The organism is Quisquiliibacterium sp. (assembly GCF_982640115.1).
This window is the reverse complement of sequence record NZ_CEXFHW010000102.1, coordinates 1-14571: the sequence shown is the minus strand read 5'-3', so window position 1 is coordinate 14571 and position 14571 is coordinate 1. Positions and strand designations below refer to the sequence as shown.

Here is a 14571-nt window from a genome sequence, read left to right as displayed (position 1 = left end):
CGAAGAACAGCGACTGCAGCCGTTCGGTGACCGGGCCGCGGCGGCCCTCGCCAATGACGCGGTCATCGAGTTCGCGGATGGGCGTGACCTCGGCGGCGGTGCCGGTGAAGAAGGCCTCGTCGGCGCAGTACATCTCGTCGCGGGTGATGCGCTTTTCGATCACCGGAATGCCGAGGTCGCGGGCCATGGTGATCACGGCGTCGCGGGTGATGCCATCGAGGCAGGAGGCGAGATCGGGCGTGTAGAGCCGGCCGTCGCGCACGATGAAGACATTCTCGCCGGAGCCCTCCGACACATAGCCCTCGGTGTCGAGCAGCAGGGCTTCGTCATAGCCGTGGGCGGTGACCTCCTGGTTGGCCAGGATGGAGTTGATGTAGTAGCCGCTCGCCTTGGCCCGCACCAGCGACACATTGACATGGTGACGGGTGAACGAGGAAGTCTTGACGCGGATGCCGCGCGAGATGCCATCCTCGCCGAGGTAGGCGCCCCAGGGCCAGACCGCGATCGAGCAGTGGATGCTGTTGCCCTTGGCCGACACGCCCATCTTCTCGGAGCCGATCCAGGCCAGCGGCCGGATGTAGCAGGAGTCGAGCTTGTTCAGGCGCACGCAGTCCTTCTGGGCCTGCATCAGTTCCTCGGGCGTGTACGGGATCTTCATCTGGAAGATCTTGGCCGAGTTGAAGAAGCGGCGGGTGTGCTCGCTCAGCCGGAAGATGGCGGTGCCAGCGGGGGTCTGGTAGGCGCGAACGCCCTCGAAGACCGCCATGCCGTAGTGCAGGGAGTGGGTGAGCACGTGCAGCTTCGCATCGCGCCACTCGACCATCTTGCCGTCGAACCAGATCAGTCCGTCGCGGTCGGCCATCGACATGGGGGGCTCCTGGGGGTGTTTTGGTCGGAACCCGTCATTTTATCGCAAGGGAATGTTCCGGCCCAGACGCCGGCCCGGTTTTCCCGGGATTGCCGAGCATCCGATCCCTTGCGCAGCGCCGCCGTCGGCGCGGGCGGGCCCCCAGGGGGTGGCGAGATGCATCACGCGGCGAAAAGCGCAGCAGGCCACGGCTGTCGCGGGCCGGCGGTTCGGTGATTCGTGTGACACGATGACCGCGCCCCTGAAATCACCGACGAACCGGATCCTGCATCGCCTGCTGACCTGGTGCCCCGCGGAGGCCCGGGTCACCGTCGACGACGGCGTGGCCTGCATATTGCTGTCATGGCCACGCCCGCCCGCCGGTGACCTGCGCGGCCCGCTCGCCGAGGCGCTGCTTCGGGCGCTGGTGATCGAAGCCGAGCTCAGACGGGTTTCCCTGCGCGGGGCTGATGTGGTGTTGCGCTGGCGCGCGCCGGGTCCGAGCCCGCGGGCGATCGAACTTGACCTGCGGGTTGCTGCCGAAGCGCACGGCGTGACGATCGCCGTCATGGCCCAGGCGGCCCTGCGCACCGCTGCCCGGGCGGCAGCGGTTCCGGATCCTGTGCGCACCGAGCTGGTTTGCCAGCACGTCGGGGCACATGCGGGCGATCTCATGCCGATCCTGTGGTGACCCCGATCGGCTGATCCGTATTCCCGGTGGCACGCGCGCCACCAAGGCTGGCCGGCTTGCAGCGACTGCCGGCCTGGTCGCATGGTGACCGTCACGTGCAGCACCATGTCACCGGTCGAGCCCCGGGGAGACCGGGCAAACCCGACCCGGCTACACTACGCCGATGCTCCGATCCCTGCGCGCGCAGGTGGGCCTCCTGGCGACCATGCAGGCGCTGGTGCTCACCAACAATGTCACCCTGGTGGCGATCACCGGCCTGGCGGGCTTCCAGCTTGCCGACAACAAACTCATGGCCACCCTGCCGGTCACCGGCTATGTGCTCGGTGGCGCGATCTGGGCCATGCCGGCGGCGGCGTTCATGCGCCGGTTCGGCCGGCGCATGGGCTACACCGTGGGCTCGGTGGCCGGCATGATCGGCGCGCTGGCGGCCTGGTGGGCCATGACCCAGGCCAGCCTGCCGATGCTGTGCGGGGCCACCTTCATCACGGGCCTGTACAGCGCCTTCGCGGCCAGTCTGCGCTTTGCCGCCGCCGATGTCGCCGATGCCTATCGGCCAGGCTTCAAGGCCCGCGCGATCTCGCTGGTGCTCACCGGCGGCATCGTGGGCGGGGTGGTCGGGCCCGAAGTGTCGAAGTGGTCACGCACCTGGCTGAGCACGCAGTTTGCCGGCTCCTATCTCACGCTGGCGGGTTTCGCGCTGCTCTCGCTGCTGCTGGCCCAGTTGCTGCGGGTGCCGAGCACCGCGCAGGCGGCGCAGGCCGCGCAGGACACCCGGCCGCCCCGGCCGCTGGCCGAGATCGTGCGCCAGCCCGCCTGCTGGACGGCGGTGCTGATCTCCGCGCTGGGCTACGGGATCATGAACCTGCTGATGGTGGCCACGCCGCTGGCGATGGAGGTCTGCCGTCATCCCTATTCGGCCGCGGCGCTGGTGCTCGAATGGCATGTGATCGGCATGTTCGCGCCGGGCCTGTTCACCGGCTCGCTGATCCAGCGCTTCGGCGTACTGCCCGTGGTCGTCTCCGGCTGCCTGATGATGGCCGGCTGCGTGGCCATCGCGCTGAGCGGCCTCGATCTCATGCAGTTCGTGCTCGCCCTCACCCTGCTGGGCGTGGGCTGGAACTTCATGTACACCGGTGCCACCACGCTGCTTACCAGTGCCTACCGGCCCTCCGAAAAGAACAAGGTCCAGGGTTTCATGGACCTGTGCGTGTTCACCACCATGGTCACCACCTCGGCGTCCTCGGGTGCCATGCTGATGGTCAATGGCTGGTCGGTGCTCAACCTGCTGTCGCTGCCGGTGGTGATGGTGGCGCTGGCCAGTGCCCTGTGGCTGGCCTCGCGCAGCGGCTGGGCGCTGGGCCGCGCCCCGGCGCCTGGCGCGCGCTGAGTCGCGCGCCTCTCTGAAGCCCATGGGCGCCCGCGCGGCCCTGCTTGCCCGGCCGGCGCGCCGGCTGCGCTTCCGGCAGGGTCTGGCCGCGGTCGCGCCGGCCATGCCCGGCGTGTTCGCCTGGGGCACGGTCACCGGCATCGCGCTGGTCAAGGGCGGTCTGACGGTGGCGCAGGCGCTGGGCATCAGCTTTCTGGTGCTCTCGGGCACCACCGCCCTGGTGGCCGTGCCGCTGCTGGCCGCGGGCGTGTCTCTGCCCTTCATTGCGCTCACCGCCGTGCTCACCGGCCTGCGCTTTCCGGTGTACTCGGCGGCGCTTTCGCCCGACCTCAAGCATCTGCCGGCGCGCTGGCGCTGGCTGGCCGGCTTCCTGATGACCGACCCCGGCACCGCGGTCTACCTCGATCGCCGGGGACGCGAGCGGCCCTTCGTCAACCGGCTCGCCTTCTATGCCGGGGTCACCTGGCTGGTCTGGCCGGTCTGGCTGGCCGGCTCGGTGCTCGGCATCGGGCTGGCGGCGGTGCTGCCCGGTGCCGGTCGCCTGGGCTACCTCGGCATCCTGGCCATGCTTGCGCTGGTGGCGCCGATGCTGCGTGGCGCCCCGGCGTGGTCGGCGGCCCTGGCGGCCGGTGCGGTCGCCCTCATCGGGGCGGGCTGGCCCTGGAAGCTCGGGCTGCTCGCGGCGGTGGTGGCCGGCCTGCTGGCGGCGCTGATCGCAGATGCGGCGGCGGACCGGTCCTCCTCGGGGCGCGCCTCATGAAGACCGATCCCGCGGGCATCTGGCTGGCCATCGGGATGCTGGCCGCGATCATCCTGCTGCTGCGCTCGCTCTACCTTTACGCGCCGCGCCGCTGGCATCCCCGCGGCCTGGCGGCCCGGGCCCTGCGCTATTCGCCGATGGCTGCGCTGGTGGCGGTGGTGGTGCCCGAGGTCGCCGCGCCCTGGCGCGAGGCGGTGGCGCCTTCCTGGGACCTGCTGCTCGATGCCCGCCTGCTCTCGGCGCTGGCCCTGCTGGTGGTGGCGCGCCTGAGCGGCAACCTGCTGGCTGCGCTCGGTGTGGGCGCGCTGGTGCTGCTGCTGGCCTGACTCAGCCGAGCACCGCCGCCCACAGCGAGCGCACCGCGGCGCGCTCGTCGGCGAGCTGTTGCGGCGCCACCCGCGCGTACGAGGCGTCATTGAGCCGCAGCTGATGCTGGAGCTGGCGCAGCCGCCGGTAGGCGTCGGCCACCTGGGCCGCCAGGCCGGCCTCGATCAGGCCCGCCCGGGCCGCGCGACCGAGCAGCGCGATGTTGCCGACGTTGTCGAGCAGTTCGGGGTGCGCGGCCGCGTGCGCGAGCACCAGGTACTGCACGATGAATTCGATGTCGACCATGCCGCCCTGATCGTGCTTCAGGTCGAAGAGTTCGCTGCGGTTGGGATGTCCCTCGTGCATGCGCTCGCGCATGCCGATCACCTCGGCGCGCAGGGCAGCGGCCTCGCGCGGGCGCGCCAGCACGGTGCGGCGGATGGCCTCGAAGGTGGCGCCGATCGCCGCGTCGCCGGCCGCGTGGCGGGCGCGGGTGAGCGCCTGGTGCTCCCATACCCAGGCTTCGCCCTCCTGGTAGCGGGTGAACCCCTCGAGCGTGGTGACCAGCAGCCCGGCATTGCCGTTGGGCCGCAGCCGCAGGTCGATCTCGAAGAGCTGGCCGGCGCGGGTGCGCACCGACAGCCAGTTGGCCAGCCGCTGCGAGAGCATGGTGTAGGCCTGCGGCGCGCGCTCGTCGTCGTCGTCGAACAGGAACACCAGGTCGAGATCGGAGGCGTAGCCCAGCTCCTTGCCGCCGAGCTTGCCGTAGGCGATGACCGCGAAACGCGGCTGCTCGCGATGGCGCCCGGGCACGGTGCGCCAGACGCAGTCGAGGCCGATCGCGAGCATGCGGTCGGCCAGCTCGGAAAGCAGGTCGGCCAGCCGCTCGACGCTGTGCAGGCCTTCCAGGTCCTGGACCAGCAGGCGAAAGACCTGGGCGTGATGGGCTTCGCGGGCGAGATCCATCTGGCGCTCGACATCGGGCGCGCCTTCTGGCGTGGTGGCAGCAGCCAGCGCCGCGCGCAGATCCTGCTCCCAGCGGGCATAGTCGACCGGCTCGAGCAGTTGTCCGTCGAGCAGCTCGTCGAGCACGATCGGGTGACGGGTGAGGTACTCCGCCGCCCAGCGCGACAACCCGAGCAGGCGCATCACGCGGCTCATGGCCTGCGGGTACTGCGAGAGCAGGGCGAGATAGGCCGGGCGGCCGGTGACCGCCTCGATCAGGTCGATCAGCCGGCCGAAGGCCGCGGCCTCCACCCGCTCGGCCAGCGCCCTGGCCAGCAGCCGCTCCACCGCCTGCCGGGTGTCCTCGCGGGCGGCGCGATAGCGCGAGCTGCCCCGCAGCTGGGCAAGCCGGTTGCTCATGTCCTCGCCCAGCCCCTCCTCGACGCCGGTCGCGGTGGCGCCGTTGCCGGCGTCGTCGGCTTCGCTGAGCAGGCCGTCGAAGACCCGCTGGACATCGGCACGAGCCTGCTCGAGGCTCGCCTCGAAGGCCTCGGGCGACAGGCGCAGCATGGCCGCCACCTGGGCCCGGCCCGCGGCATCGGCCGGCAGGCGGTGGGTCTGCGCATCTTCCCGGTACTGCAGCGCATGTTCGGTGCGACGCAGCAGGTCGTAGGCGCGGGCCAGTGCTGACGCGTCGGCCACCGGCAGCACGCCGCGCCGGGCGAGTGTCTCGAGGGTGACCAGGGTCCGGCGATCGCGCAGCAGCGGGTCGCGGCCGGCGCGCACCACCTGGAACAGCTGGGCGGCGAACTCGATCTCGCGGATGCCGCCGCGGCCCAGCTTCACATCGACGCTGCCGGCGTCGCGCGCATCGCGCCGGGCGACCTCGCTGCGGATCATCGCGTGCAGGTTGCGCAGTGCGCCGAACACGCGGAAGTCGAGATAGCGGCGAAACACGAAGGGCGTGACGATCGCCGCCAGCGCCTGTTCGTCGCGGCGGCGCGCCTCGGCGCCGGCCAGCGCGCTGTCGGCCACCACCGCGCCCTTGAGCCAGGCGAAGCGTTCCCACTCGCGGCCCTGGGCGTAGAAGTACTCCTCGAGCATCGCGAAGGACGCCACCAGCGGACCGGCATCGCCGTTGGGGCGCAGCCGCGTGTCCACCCGGAACACGAAGCCGTCGGCGGTGGTTTCGGCCAGCAGGCCGATGGTCCGTCGGGCGACCCGGTGCATGAACTCGCTGGCGGCCATCGGGCTGCCTCGGCCCGATGGCATGTCGCCAGACGGCTGGCACTGGCCCTCGTCGCGAAAGACGAAGACCAGGTCCAGGTCCGAGGACACATTGAGCTCCTCGGCCCCGCCCTTGCCCATGGCGACGGCCAGCAGGTCCTGCGGCTGGCCCAGGGCATCGTGAGGCAGGCCGAACTGCGCGGCCATCTCGCGCCCGGCGGCAGCCAGCGCCGCCTGCGTGCTGGCCGCCGCGAAGGCCGACATCGCGCGGCAGACCTCGGCGAGCGGCGCCTCGCCGCGCAGATCGCGCTCCATGAGGGCCATGATCAGCAGCAGGCGCGCGCGCCGCAGCTCGCGCCCGAGATTGGCGGCGGGCAGCGAGGGATCCACGCTCAGCGCCGAGGCGCTCGTTGCCCGCGCCAGGCCCTCGTCGACCAGCGCCTGCACACCGGCCGGGTCGATCGGCGTGGCGATCAGCGCCTGCAGCCGCGCCACGCCCTGGGCCGGCGGGCGCGAGTGCAGGGCGCCGAGTGAGCGGCGAAAGAATCCGGAATGGCGTTCGGCTTCGAAGGACATCATCTGAGCGCGCGCCGGGCGCGCGAAGGGGAAAGGGTTATCCTACCGGGACGATGGCATGCCGCCGGCGAGCCTGCTGATTCCACCGCACCGTTCCGTGACCGCGGCCTCGCCTGTCCGCTCTGCCCCGCGTCGGCGCCCGTCACGCCTCCCGGCCCTGCTGGGCTGGTGTCTGCTCGGCGCATGGCTCTGCCTGCTCGCGGGTTACCTCGCGCTGCGGCACCAGGTCTGGCCCGGACTCGATGCCTGGCGTGAGCCGATCGCGCAGCGCCTGTCGTCGATGCTCGGCCAGCCGGTGCGCATCGCCCGCCTCGATCCCGGCTTCGAAGGCCTGCTGCCGCGGCTCTCGGTCGAGGGCCTCGAGCTCGGCGAACCCGAGCGGCCCGAGCTGCGCCTGCCCAGGCTCACCCTGGTGATCTCGCCGCGCAGCCTGTGGGCGCTGGCACCGCGCTTCTCCCTCATCGAGCTGCAGTCGCCGCAGCTTCGGGTGGCGCATCTGGGCGGCACCCGCTGGCGGATCGCCGGCGCCGAGATCGACCTCTCGGCCGGCGGTAACGCCACGCTGCCCGATCAGCTCGCCCAGCAGCGCCGGGTGCTGGTGCGCGATGCCCGCATCGTGTGGACCGACGCCCAGGGCCGTGACGGCGCGGCGCTCGCAGGCATCGACGCGCAGCTCGGCAGCGTCGGCCGTCGCCACCGGCTGTCGCTCGCCGTGCCCTCGCTGCCTGGCTGGTGGGAGAGCTGGCAGCTTGCCGGCGAGATCTTCCGCGCGCCGCGCTCGGCGGTCACCGACTGGCGCGGCTGGACCGGCGAGCTCTATGCCGGTGGCGATGCGATCGAGCTTGCCGCGCTCGCCCGGCTGCCGGTGGCGATGCTGCCGGGCGCCGACCGGCTGGCCGAGCTGCGCGAGGGGCGCGCCGATCTGCGGGCCTGGCTGCGCTTCCAGGCCGGTGGTCAGCGCGAGGCCACGCTCAAGCTGCAACTTGCGCAGGCCTCGTGGCAGCCGGTCTCGTCCCCGGGTGTCGCGCCGCTCAGGCTTGGCGCGCTGAGCCTGGAGGGCCAGGCCGTGTTCGCGGCTGATCGTACCCGGATCGTGCTCGATGCCTGGCAGCTGCGCGATGCCGGCGGGCTCAGCGTGGCGGGTGACGGCCCGCTCAGCCTGGAGCTCGATGCCGGCCATCAGCCGGTGCGGCTGCAGGCGGCGCTGCGGGCCTTCGAGGCCGCGCCGGCACTGGCGCTGCTGCGGCGCGCGCCCTGGCCCTCGGCGGGGACGTCGCGTCTGTCGGCGCTGCGGCTCGACGGCCGCATCACGGCGCTCGCGTTGCGCTGGCATCGCCCAGGCGACGAGGCCGCGCCCGATGACGGGCTCGAGATCACCGCCGGTTTCGAGCGGCTCTCCGGGCGGGTGTCCGAAAGCGGTCCCTGGGCGGAGAATCTCGCGGGCGAGGGCCGGCTCACCCGTGCCGGGCTCGAGCTGCGGCTGGACTCCCGGGCCGCGGTCCTCGGACTGCCCGGCATCTTTGCCGAACCTGCCATCGGCTTCGATGAACTGCAGGCGCGCTTGCAGGTGGCCGCGGTGGGCGAAGGCGCCGGTCGAGGTGTCGAGCTGTTGCTGAGCGAGGCGCGCTTCGCCAATGCCGATGCCGCCGGCAGTCTCGCGGGCCGCTATCGCAGCGGCGGCCGCGGGCTGGGGGTGATCGACTTCGCCGGTCAGGTCGACCGGGCCGATGCGCAGCGGGTGTGGCGCTATCTGCCGCTGGGCATTGCCGAACCGGTACGCGACTGGGTGCGCCGCGCCGTGCTCGCCGGACGGCTCGACGACGCGCGCTTCCGGGTGCGCGGCGATCTGGCCGACTTCCCCTTTCCCCAGCCCGGTCAGGGCGAGTTTCTGGTCGATGCCCGGCTCAACGACGGTGTGCTGCGCTATGCCCAGGGCTGGCCGCGGATCGACGCCGTGCAGGGCCGTCTGCGCTTCGAGCGCAACGCCTTCCAGGTGAGCGCCCGCTCCGGTCGGGTGCTCGATCTGCCGCTCGGCCCCAGCCAGGCCGGGGTTCGCGACTTCGACGAGGGCGTGCTGCGCGTGGAGGGCGGTGGCGAGGGCGAGGCCCAGCAGATCATCCGCTTCCTCAACGAGACGCCGCTCGCCACCCGCCTGGACGACTTCACGCGTGACACGCGGGTCGATGGCGAGGCCCGGCTGCAGCTGCGCCTCGAGGTACCCCTGCATGACCCGGAGACCTCCCGGGTTGCCGGCACGCTGCAGCTGCGCGGCAACCGGGTCCAGCTCGATGACACCCTGCCCCCCTTCGAGGCGGTCACCGGCGTGCTCGACTTCACCGAGCGCTCGCTGGCGCTGCGCGACATCAGCGCCCGCTTCCTGGGCGGCCCTCTGCGGGTGTCGGGCGAGACCCCGGAACCCGGCCGCCTGCAGTTGCGGGCCCAGGGACGGGTCGGCGCCGAGGCCATGCGTGCGGTGGTCGACAACCCGCTCACCCGGCGCCTCGCCGGCGAGGCGGGCTTCAGCGGCGAGCTCGACAACGCCCGACGCGCGGTCTCGATGCAGCTGTCCTCCGATCTGGTCGGCCTGGGCCTCGCCATGCCGGCGCCCTTCGACAAGCCGAGCGGCGCCGCCTGGCCTCTGCGGGTCAGCGTGACCGCGAAGCCCGGCGCCGACGCGCAGGCGCGCTCGCCGGGCGATGCGATCCGGGTCGAGCTCGGCGAGGCCATGCGCCTGGTGCTCGAGCGCGAGCGCGACCCGGCCAGCGGCCGGCTGCGCATCCTGCGTGGCGGGTTTGCCACCCTCGGCGAGCCCGATCTGCCCGACAGCGGCCTCGCCCTGCGCGTGGAGGCCGAGCGGATCGATCTCGATGCCTGGATGCCGCTGCTCACCGGCACCGAGCTGCGCGATGCCGAGCGCCGTGCCGATGACGGTTTCGCGCCGGGCTTCTCGCTGCTGCCCTCCGCGATCGCGGGGATCACCGGCGAACTGCAGGTCGGCGGCAAGCACTTCCACCAGGTGGTGATCGGCGCCACCCGAGAGGCGGGTTTCTGGCAGGCCAATGTGGTCTCGCGCGAGGTGGACGGCCACTTCAGCTGGCGCGACGCGCTGCCCGGTCAGCGGGTGGGCGCGCTCGCCGCCCGCTTCAACCGCCTCGAAATCCCGAAGTCGCGTGCCGGCGAGTTCGAGGCTCTGCTCGATTCCCCACCCGAGGCGCTGCCGGCGCTCGATGTCGCGGCCACCGAGTTCATCCTGGGCGAGCGCCGGCTCGGGCAGCTCACCCTGAAGGCGACCAACACCGCCGCGGCCGGCGCGCCGGTCTGGCGCCTCGACGAGCTTCGGGTCAGCCATCCCGCCGCCCGCCTGCTCGCCAGCGGCCGCTGGGCGCCGGCGCGGGCCGATGGCGGTCGGGCCACCGATCTCGACTTCCAGCTCGATGTCCTCGACGCCGGCGAGCTGCTGGCGGTCTACGGTATTCCCGACAGCGTGCGCGGCGGGAGCGGGCGCCTGTCGGGACGCCTGGCCTGGCAGGGGTCGCCGCTGGCGATCCACTATCCCAGCCTCGATGGCGCCATGCGCCTGCAGATCGGCAAGGGCCAGTTCCTCAAGACCGAGCCCGGCCTGGCCAAGCTGATCGGCGTGCTCAACCTGCAGTCGCTGCCACGCCGGCTCTCGCTCGACTTCCGCGATGTCTTCTCGGAGGGCTTCGGCTTCGATGCCATCGAGGGCGATGTCGACATCCGTGCCGGCATCGCCCGCTCCGCCGGGCTGCAGATGCGCGGGCTGCAGGCGCAGGTCGACATCCGCGGCGAGGCCGATCTCGAGCTCGAGACCCAGTCGCTCGTGGCGACCATCCGGCCGGAACTCAATGTCGGTCTGGCCTCGCTCGCCTACGGGGCCATGGCCAACCCGGCGATCGGCCTGGGTTCGTTCATCTTCCAGTTCGCGCTGCGACGGCCGCTGCAGGAGATCTTCACCTACCAGACCCGCATCACAGGCTCCTGGGCCGATCCGCAGGTCACCGAGGTGCCGCGCCAGCCCGGTGCGCCGGCTGGCAGGCCCTGAGCCGGCTTGGGCTACGATGGTCGCCCTGTCACCCGGAGAGACCGATGCCTGATCAGCCTGCCGACGCCGTGCCTGCCGCCACCCCCACCCTGGCCGTGGCCGGCGTGCAGATGGTGTCGGCCACCGATCCGGCGGCCAACCGCGCGGCGGCAGCCGGTCTGATCGCCCGCGCGGCCGAGGGCGGGGCACGGGTGGTGGTGCTGCCCGAGTACTTCTGCCTGCTCGGTCGCCGTGACACCGACAAGGTCGAGCTGCGCGAGGCCGCGGGCGCCGGCCCGCTGCAGGATTTCCTCGCCGAGCAGGCCGCGCGCCACGGCATCTGGCTGATCGGCGGCACGGTGCCCATCGCCACCACGCGGCCCACGCGGGTGCGCAACACCTGCCTGGTCCACGGGCCCGACGGCCGTCAGGTCGCCCGCTACGACAAGATCCATCTGTTCGGCTTCCAGCGCGGCGCCGAGCGCTTCGACGAGTCGGCCACCATCGAGGCCGGTCGCACGCCGGTGGTGATCGACATCGAGGGCTGGCGGGTGGGCCTGTCGGTCTGCTATGACCTGCGCTTTCCCGAGCTCTACCGCGTGCTCGCGCCCTGCGATCTCATCGTGGTGCCCTCGGCCTTCACCCACACCACCGGCCAGGCGCACTGGGAGGTGCTGCTGCGCGCCCGGGCGATCGAGAATCAGTGCTATGTTCTCGCGCCGGCCCAGGGCGGCCTGCACGAGAACGGTCGCCGCACCTGGGGCCACAGCCTGCTGGCCGACCCCTGGGGCGATCTGCTGCAGGTGCTGCCCGAGGGCGAAGGCCTGGTGGCTGGCGTGCTGCAGCGCCAGCGCATCCTTGACGTCCGCCAGAGCCTGCCCGCGCTCGCCCACCGAATCCTCTGACCCCGCTGCCAGGAGTCCCCGCATGAATCCCGTCGACCAGGGCATCGATCATCTCGCGATCGCCCGCGAACGCCTTCTCGAACCCACCGGTCTCGACGAGCGCGACCTCGCCCGCGCGCTCGCCGAGGTCTTCCAGCACAAGGTCGATTACGCCGACCTCTACTTCCAGTACACCCGCAGCGAGGGCTGGAGCCTCGAGGAGGGCATCGTCAAGTCGGGCAGCTTCTCCATCGAGCAGGGCGTGGGCGTGCGCGCGGTGTCGGGTGAGAAGACCGCCTTCGCCTACTCCGACGAGATCAACGCCAGCGCGCTGCTGTCGGCCGCGCGCGCCACCCGCAGCATCGCGCGCGCCGGCGCCGGACGGGTGAAGGTGGCGGGCAGCCTGCAGCCGCGGGCCGGCCGCAACCTCTTCTCGGCCACCGATCCCATCGCCGGGCTCGATGCCACCGCCAAGGTGGCGCTGCTCGAGCGGGTCGAGCGTCTGGCCCGTGCCCGCGATCCGCGGGTGGTGCAGGTGATGGCCGGGCTGGCCGCCGAGCATGATCTGGTGCTGGTCGCCCGTTCCGACGGCGTGATCGCCGCCGATGTCCGACCGCTGATCCGGCTCTCGGTCACCGTGATCGCCGAGAGCCAGGGCCGGCGCGAGCAGGGCAGCAGCGGCGGCGGCGGCCGCTTCGGCCTGGACTACTTCGACGAGACCATCGTCGAGCGCTATGTCCGCGAGGCGGTCGACACCGCGCTGGTCAATCTCGAGTCGCGCCCCGCCCCCGGTGGCGTGATGCCGGTGGTGCTCGGTCCGGGCTGGCCGGGCGTGCTGCTGCACGAGGCGATCGGTCACGGCCTGGAGGGCGACTTCAACCGCAAGGGCTCCTCGGCCTTCGCCGGCCGCCTCGGCCAGCGGGTGGCCGCTCCCGGCGTCACCGTGATCGACGACGGCACCATCCGCGATCGCCGCGGCTCGCTGAACATCGATGACGAAGGCAACCCCACCCAGCGCAATGTGCTGATCGAGGACGGCATCCTGCGCGGCTATCTGCAGGACACGCTCAATGCCCGCCTGATGAAGGTGCCGGTCACCGGCAATGGTCGGCGCGAGTCCTTCGCCCACCTGCCCATGCCACGCATGACGAACACCTGCATGCTCGCCGGTGACCGTGATCCGGCCGAGATCATCGCGTCCATCGACCGCGGCATCTACGCCGCCAACTTCGGTGGCGGCCAGGTCGACATCACCAACGGCAAGTTCGTGTTCTCGGCCTCGGAGGCCTACTGGGTCGAGAAGGGCCGCATCCAGTATCCGGTGAAGGGCGCCACCCTGATCGGCAACGGCCCCGATGCGCTCACCCGGGTCACGCTCATCGGCAATGACATGCGTCTGGACTCCGGGGTTGGTGTCTGCGGCAAGGACGGGCAGAGCGTGCCGGTGGGGGTGGGTCAGCCCACGCTGCGCATCGAGGGCCTTACCGTCGGCGGAACCGCCTGAGCCGGCGCGGCTTGCGGGCCGGGCCCTCGCCGCTTAAGATGGTGTCATGCGCCTGATTGTCTATGCGTTTGCGTTCTATTTCGGTCTCCCCGCCGGCGGTGGGAGAGTTCCGGAGTCCGCGCGCCAGTAGCCAGGCCTCCGAACCCAACCCAGCAACCGCCGGCCCTCGCGCCGGCGGTTCTGTTTTGGGCGCCCGATTCGTCACCCATTCCGACTCTCAGCTTCGTTGCCCGACTCAGCGCCAGGATCTTCCGATGCCCACCACCGACGATGTCCGAATCCGCGAGATCAAGGAACTCGCTCCGCCCTCCCATCTGCTGCGCGAGCTGCCCTGCACCGAGCGCGCCGCCGAGGTCACCTATCAGGCCCGTCAGGCGATCCACCGCATCCTCCACGGCATGGATGATCGGCTGCTGGTGGTGGTGGGGCCCTGCTCCATCCATGATGTGGATGCGGCCATGGAATACGCCAACCGGCTGGCGCCGCACCGCGAGCGCCTGCGCGACGACCTCGAGATCGTCATGCGGGTCTACTTCGAGAAGCCCCGCACCACCGTCGGCTGGAAGGGCCTGATCAACGATCCGGGCCTGGACAACAGCTTTCAGATCAACCGCGGTCTGCGCCTGGCCCGCGAGCTGCTGCTCAAGGTCAACGAGCTCGGCCTGCCGGCCGGCTCCGAGTTCCTCGACATGATCACCCCGCAGTACCTGGCCGACCTGATCGCCTGGGGCGCGATCGGCGCGCGCACCACCGAATCGCAGGTGCACCGCGAGCTCGCCAGCGGCCTGAGCTGCCCGGTGGGCTTCAAGAACGGCACCGACGGCAGCCTGCGCATCGCCTTCGATGCCATCAAGGCCGCCTCGCAGCCGCACCACTTCCTGTCGGTGACCAAGGGCGGGCACTCGGCGATCGTGTCCACCAACGGCAACGAGGACTGCCATGTCATCCTGCGTGGCGGCAAGGCGCCCAATTACGACAGCGCCGCCGTCGATGCCGCCTGCCAGGAGGCCGCCGCTGCCGCCATGGCCTGCCGGCTCATGATCGATGCCAGCCACGGCAACAGCCAGAAGAAGCCCGAGAACCAGATCCCGGTGCTGCGCAACATCGGCGAGCAGCTCGCTGCCGGCGACACCCGGATCTTCGGGGTGATGGTCGAGAGCCACCTGGTGGCCGGGCGCCAGGATCTGGTCGTGGGCAAGCCGCTCACCCATGGCCAGAGCATCACCGACGGCTGCATCGGCTGGGAGGAGACCCTGGGTTGCCTGGAGCATCTCGCCCAGTCGGTGCGCGACCGTCGGCTGGCAGTGGCCGACTGACCTGTCGCCCGGGGCGATGGCGGGCGGGCCGGCAGGGGCGTGGTATATAGCCCATGTCTTCCCGGAACCCGTCCATGCCTGAGCGT

10 protein-coding genes are annotated in these 14571 nt (G+C 71.6%); 8 read left to right on the top strand and 2 right to left on the bottom strand.

Annotated features, from left to right (window positions below; translation table 11 throughout):
• A partial coding sequence (locus AC2H6A_RS12255) for a branched-chain amino acid transaminase (RefSeq protein WP_484273884.1) occupies positions 1-868 on the bottom strand: 868 nt, incomplete at its 3' end.
• A 229-nt stretch (positions 869-1097) separates the two neighbouring features.
• Here AC2H6A_RS12255 and AC2H6A_RS12250 point away from each other — a divergent pair.
• The 4 genes from AC2H6A_RS12250 to AC2H6A_RS12235 all read left to right on the top strand — a co-directional run bounded on the left by AC2H6A_RS12250 (position 1098) and on the right by AC2H6A_RS12235 (position 4011).
• On the top strand, positions 1098-1538 hold the full coding sequence (locus tag AC2H6A_RS12250) for a hypothetical protein (protein ID WP_484273883.1): 441 nt from the start codon (positions 1098-1100) through the stop codon (positions 1536-1538).
• Between the two features lie 163 nt (positions 1539-1701).
• Complete coding sequence (locus tag AC2H6A_RS12245) at positions 1702-2925, top strand: MFS transporter (RefSeq protein WP_484273882.1); 1224 nt, start codon at positions 1702-1704, stop codon at positions 2923-2925.
• 22 nt (positions 2926-2947) lie between these two features.
• Positions 2948-3685, top strand: a complete 738-nt coding sequence (locus AC2H6A_RS12240; protein ID WP_484273881.1) for an AzlC family ABC transporter permease — start codon at positions 2948-2950, stop codon at positions 3683-3685.
• A complete protein-coding gene (locus AC2H6A_RS12235; RefSeq protein ID WP_484273880.1) occupies positions 3682-4011 on the top strand; it encodes an AzlD domain-containing protein in 330 nt (109 codons plus the stop codon). The genes AC2H6A_RS12240 and AC2H6A_RS12235 overlap by 4 nt, the downstream gene beginning before the upstream one ends.
• Before the next feature lies 1 nt (position 4012).
• Here AC2H6A_RS12235 and glnE read toward each other — a convergent pair whose 3' ends face one another.
• Positions 4013-6742, bottom strand: a complete 2730-nt coding sequence (glnE, locus tag AC2H6A_RS12230; protein WP_484273879.1) for a bifunctional [glutamate--ammonia ligase]-adenylyl-L-tyrosine phosphorylase/[glutamate--ammonia-ligase] adenylyltransferase — start codon at positions 6740-6742, stop codon at positions 4013-4015.
• A 94-nt stretch (positions 6743-6836) separates the two neighbouring features.
• Between glnE and AC2H6A_RS12225 the strand changes: the two genes are divergently transcribed.
• The 4 genes from AC2H6A_RS12225 (at position 6837) to aroG (ending at position 14485) form a co-directional block, all read left to right on the top strand.
• Positions 6837-10802, top strand: a complete 3966-nt coding sequence (locus AC2H6A_RS12225; RefSeq protein WP_484273878.1) for a YhdP family protein — start codon at positions 6837-6839, stop codon at positions 10800-10802.
• A 44-nt stretch (positions 10803-10846) separates the two neighbouring features.
• Positions 10847-11686, top strand: coding sequence for a carbon-nitrogen hydrolase family protein (locus AC2H6A_RS12220; protein WP_484273877.1), 840 nt, complete (start codon positions 10847-10849; stop codon positions 11684-11686).
• Positions 11687-11708: 22 nt separating this feature from the next.
• Positions 11709-13169, top strand: a complete 1461-nt coding sequence (gene tldD / locus AC2H6A_RS12215) for a metalloprotease TldD (protein ID WP_484273876.1) — start codon at positions 11709-11711, stop codon at positions 13167-13169.
• A gap of 254 nt (positions 13170-13423) precedes the next feature.
• Positions 13424-14485, top strand: coding sequence for a 3-deoxy-7-phosphoheptulonate synthase AroG (aroG, locus tag AC2H6A_RS12210; protein WP_484273875.1), 1062 nt, complete (start codon positions 13424-13426; stop codon positions 14483-14485).
• Positions 14486-14571 lie beyond the last annotated feature (86 nt).

What these genes read in the sequence shown, in the direction of transcription:
- AC2H6A_RS12250 (WP_484273883.1), top strand. Translation starts at nt 1,098, where the DNA reads ATGACCGCGCCCCTGAAATCACCGACGAACCGGATCCTGCATCGCCTG.
- AC2H6A_RS12245 (WP_484273882.1), top strand. Translation starts at nt 1,702, where the DNA reads ATGCTCCGATCCCTGCGCGCGCAGGTGGGCCTCCTGGCGACCATGCAG.
- AC2H6A_RS12240 (WP_484273881.1), top strand. Translation starts at nt 2,948, where the DNA reads ATGGGCGCCCGCGCGGCCCTGCTTGCCCGGCCGGCGCGCCGGCTGCGC.
- AC2H6A_RS12235 (WP_484273880.1), top strand. Translation starts at nt 3,682, where the DNA reads ATGAAGACCGATCCCGCGGGCATCTGGCTGGCCATCGGGATGCTGGCC.
- glnE (WP_484273879.1), bottom strand. Translation starts at nt 6,742, where the DNA reads ATGATGTCCTTCGAAGCCGAACGCCATTCCGGATTCTTTCGCCGCTCA.
- AC2H6A_RS12220 (WP_484273877.1), top strand. Translation starts at nt 10,847, where the DNA reads ATGCCTGATCAGCCTGCCGACGCCGTGCCTGCCGCCACCCCCACCCTG.
- tldD (WP_484273876.1), top strand. Translation starts at nt 11,709, where the DNA reads ATGAATCCCGTCGACCAGGGCATCGATCATCTCGCGATCGCCCGCGAA.
- aroG (WP_484273875.1), top strand. Translation starts at nt 13,424, where the DNA reads ATGCCCACCACCGACGATGTCCGAATCCGCGAGATCAAGGAACTCGCT.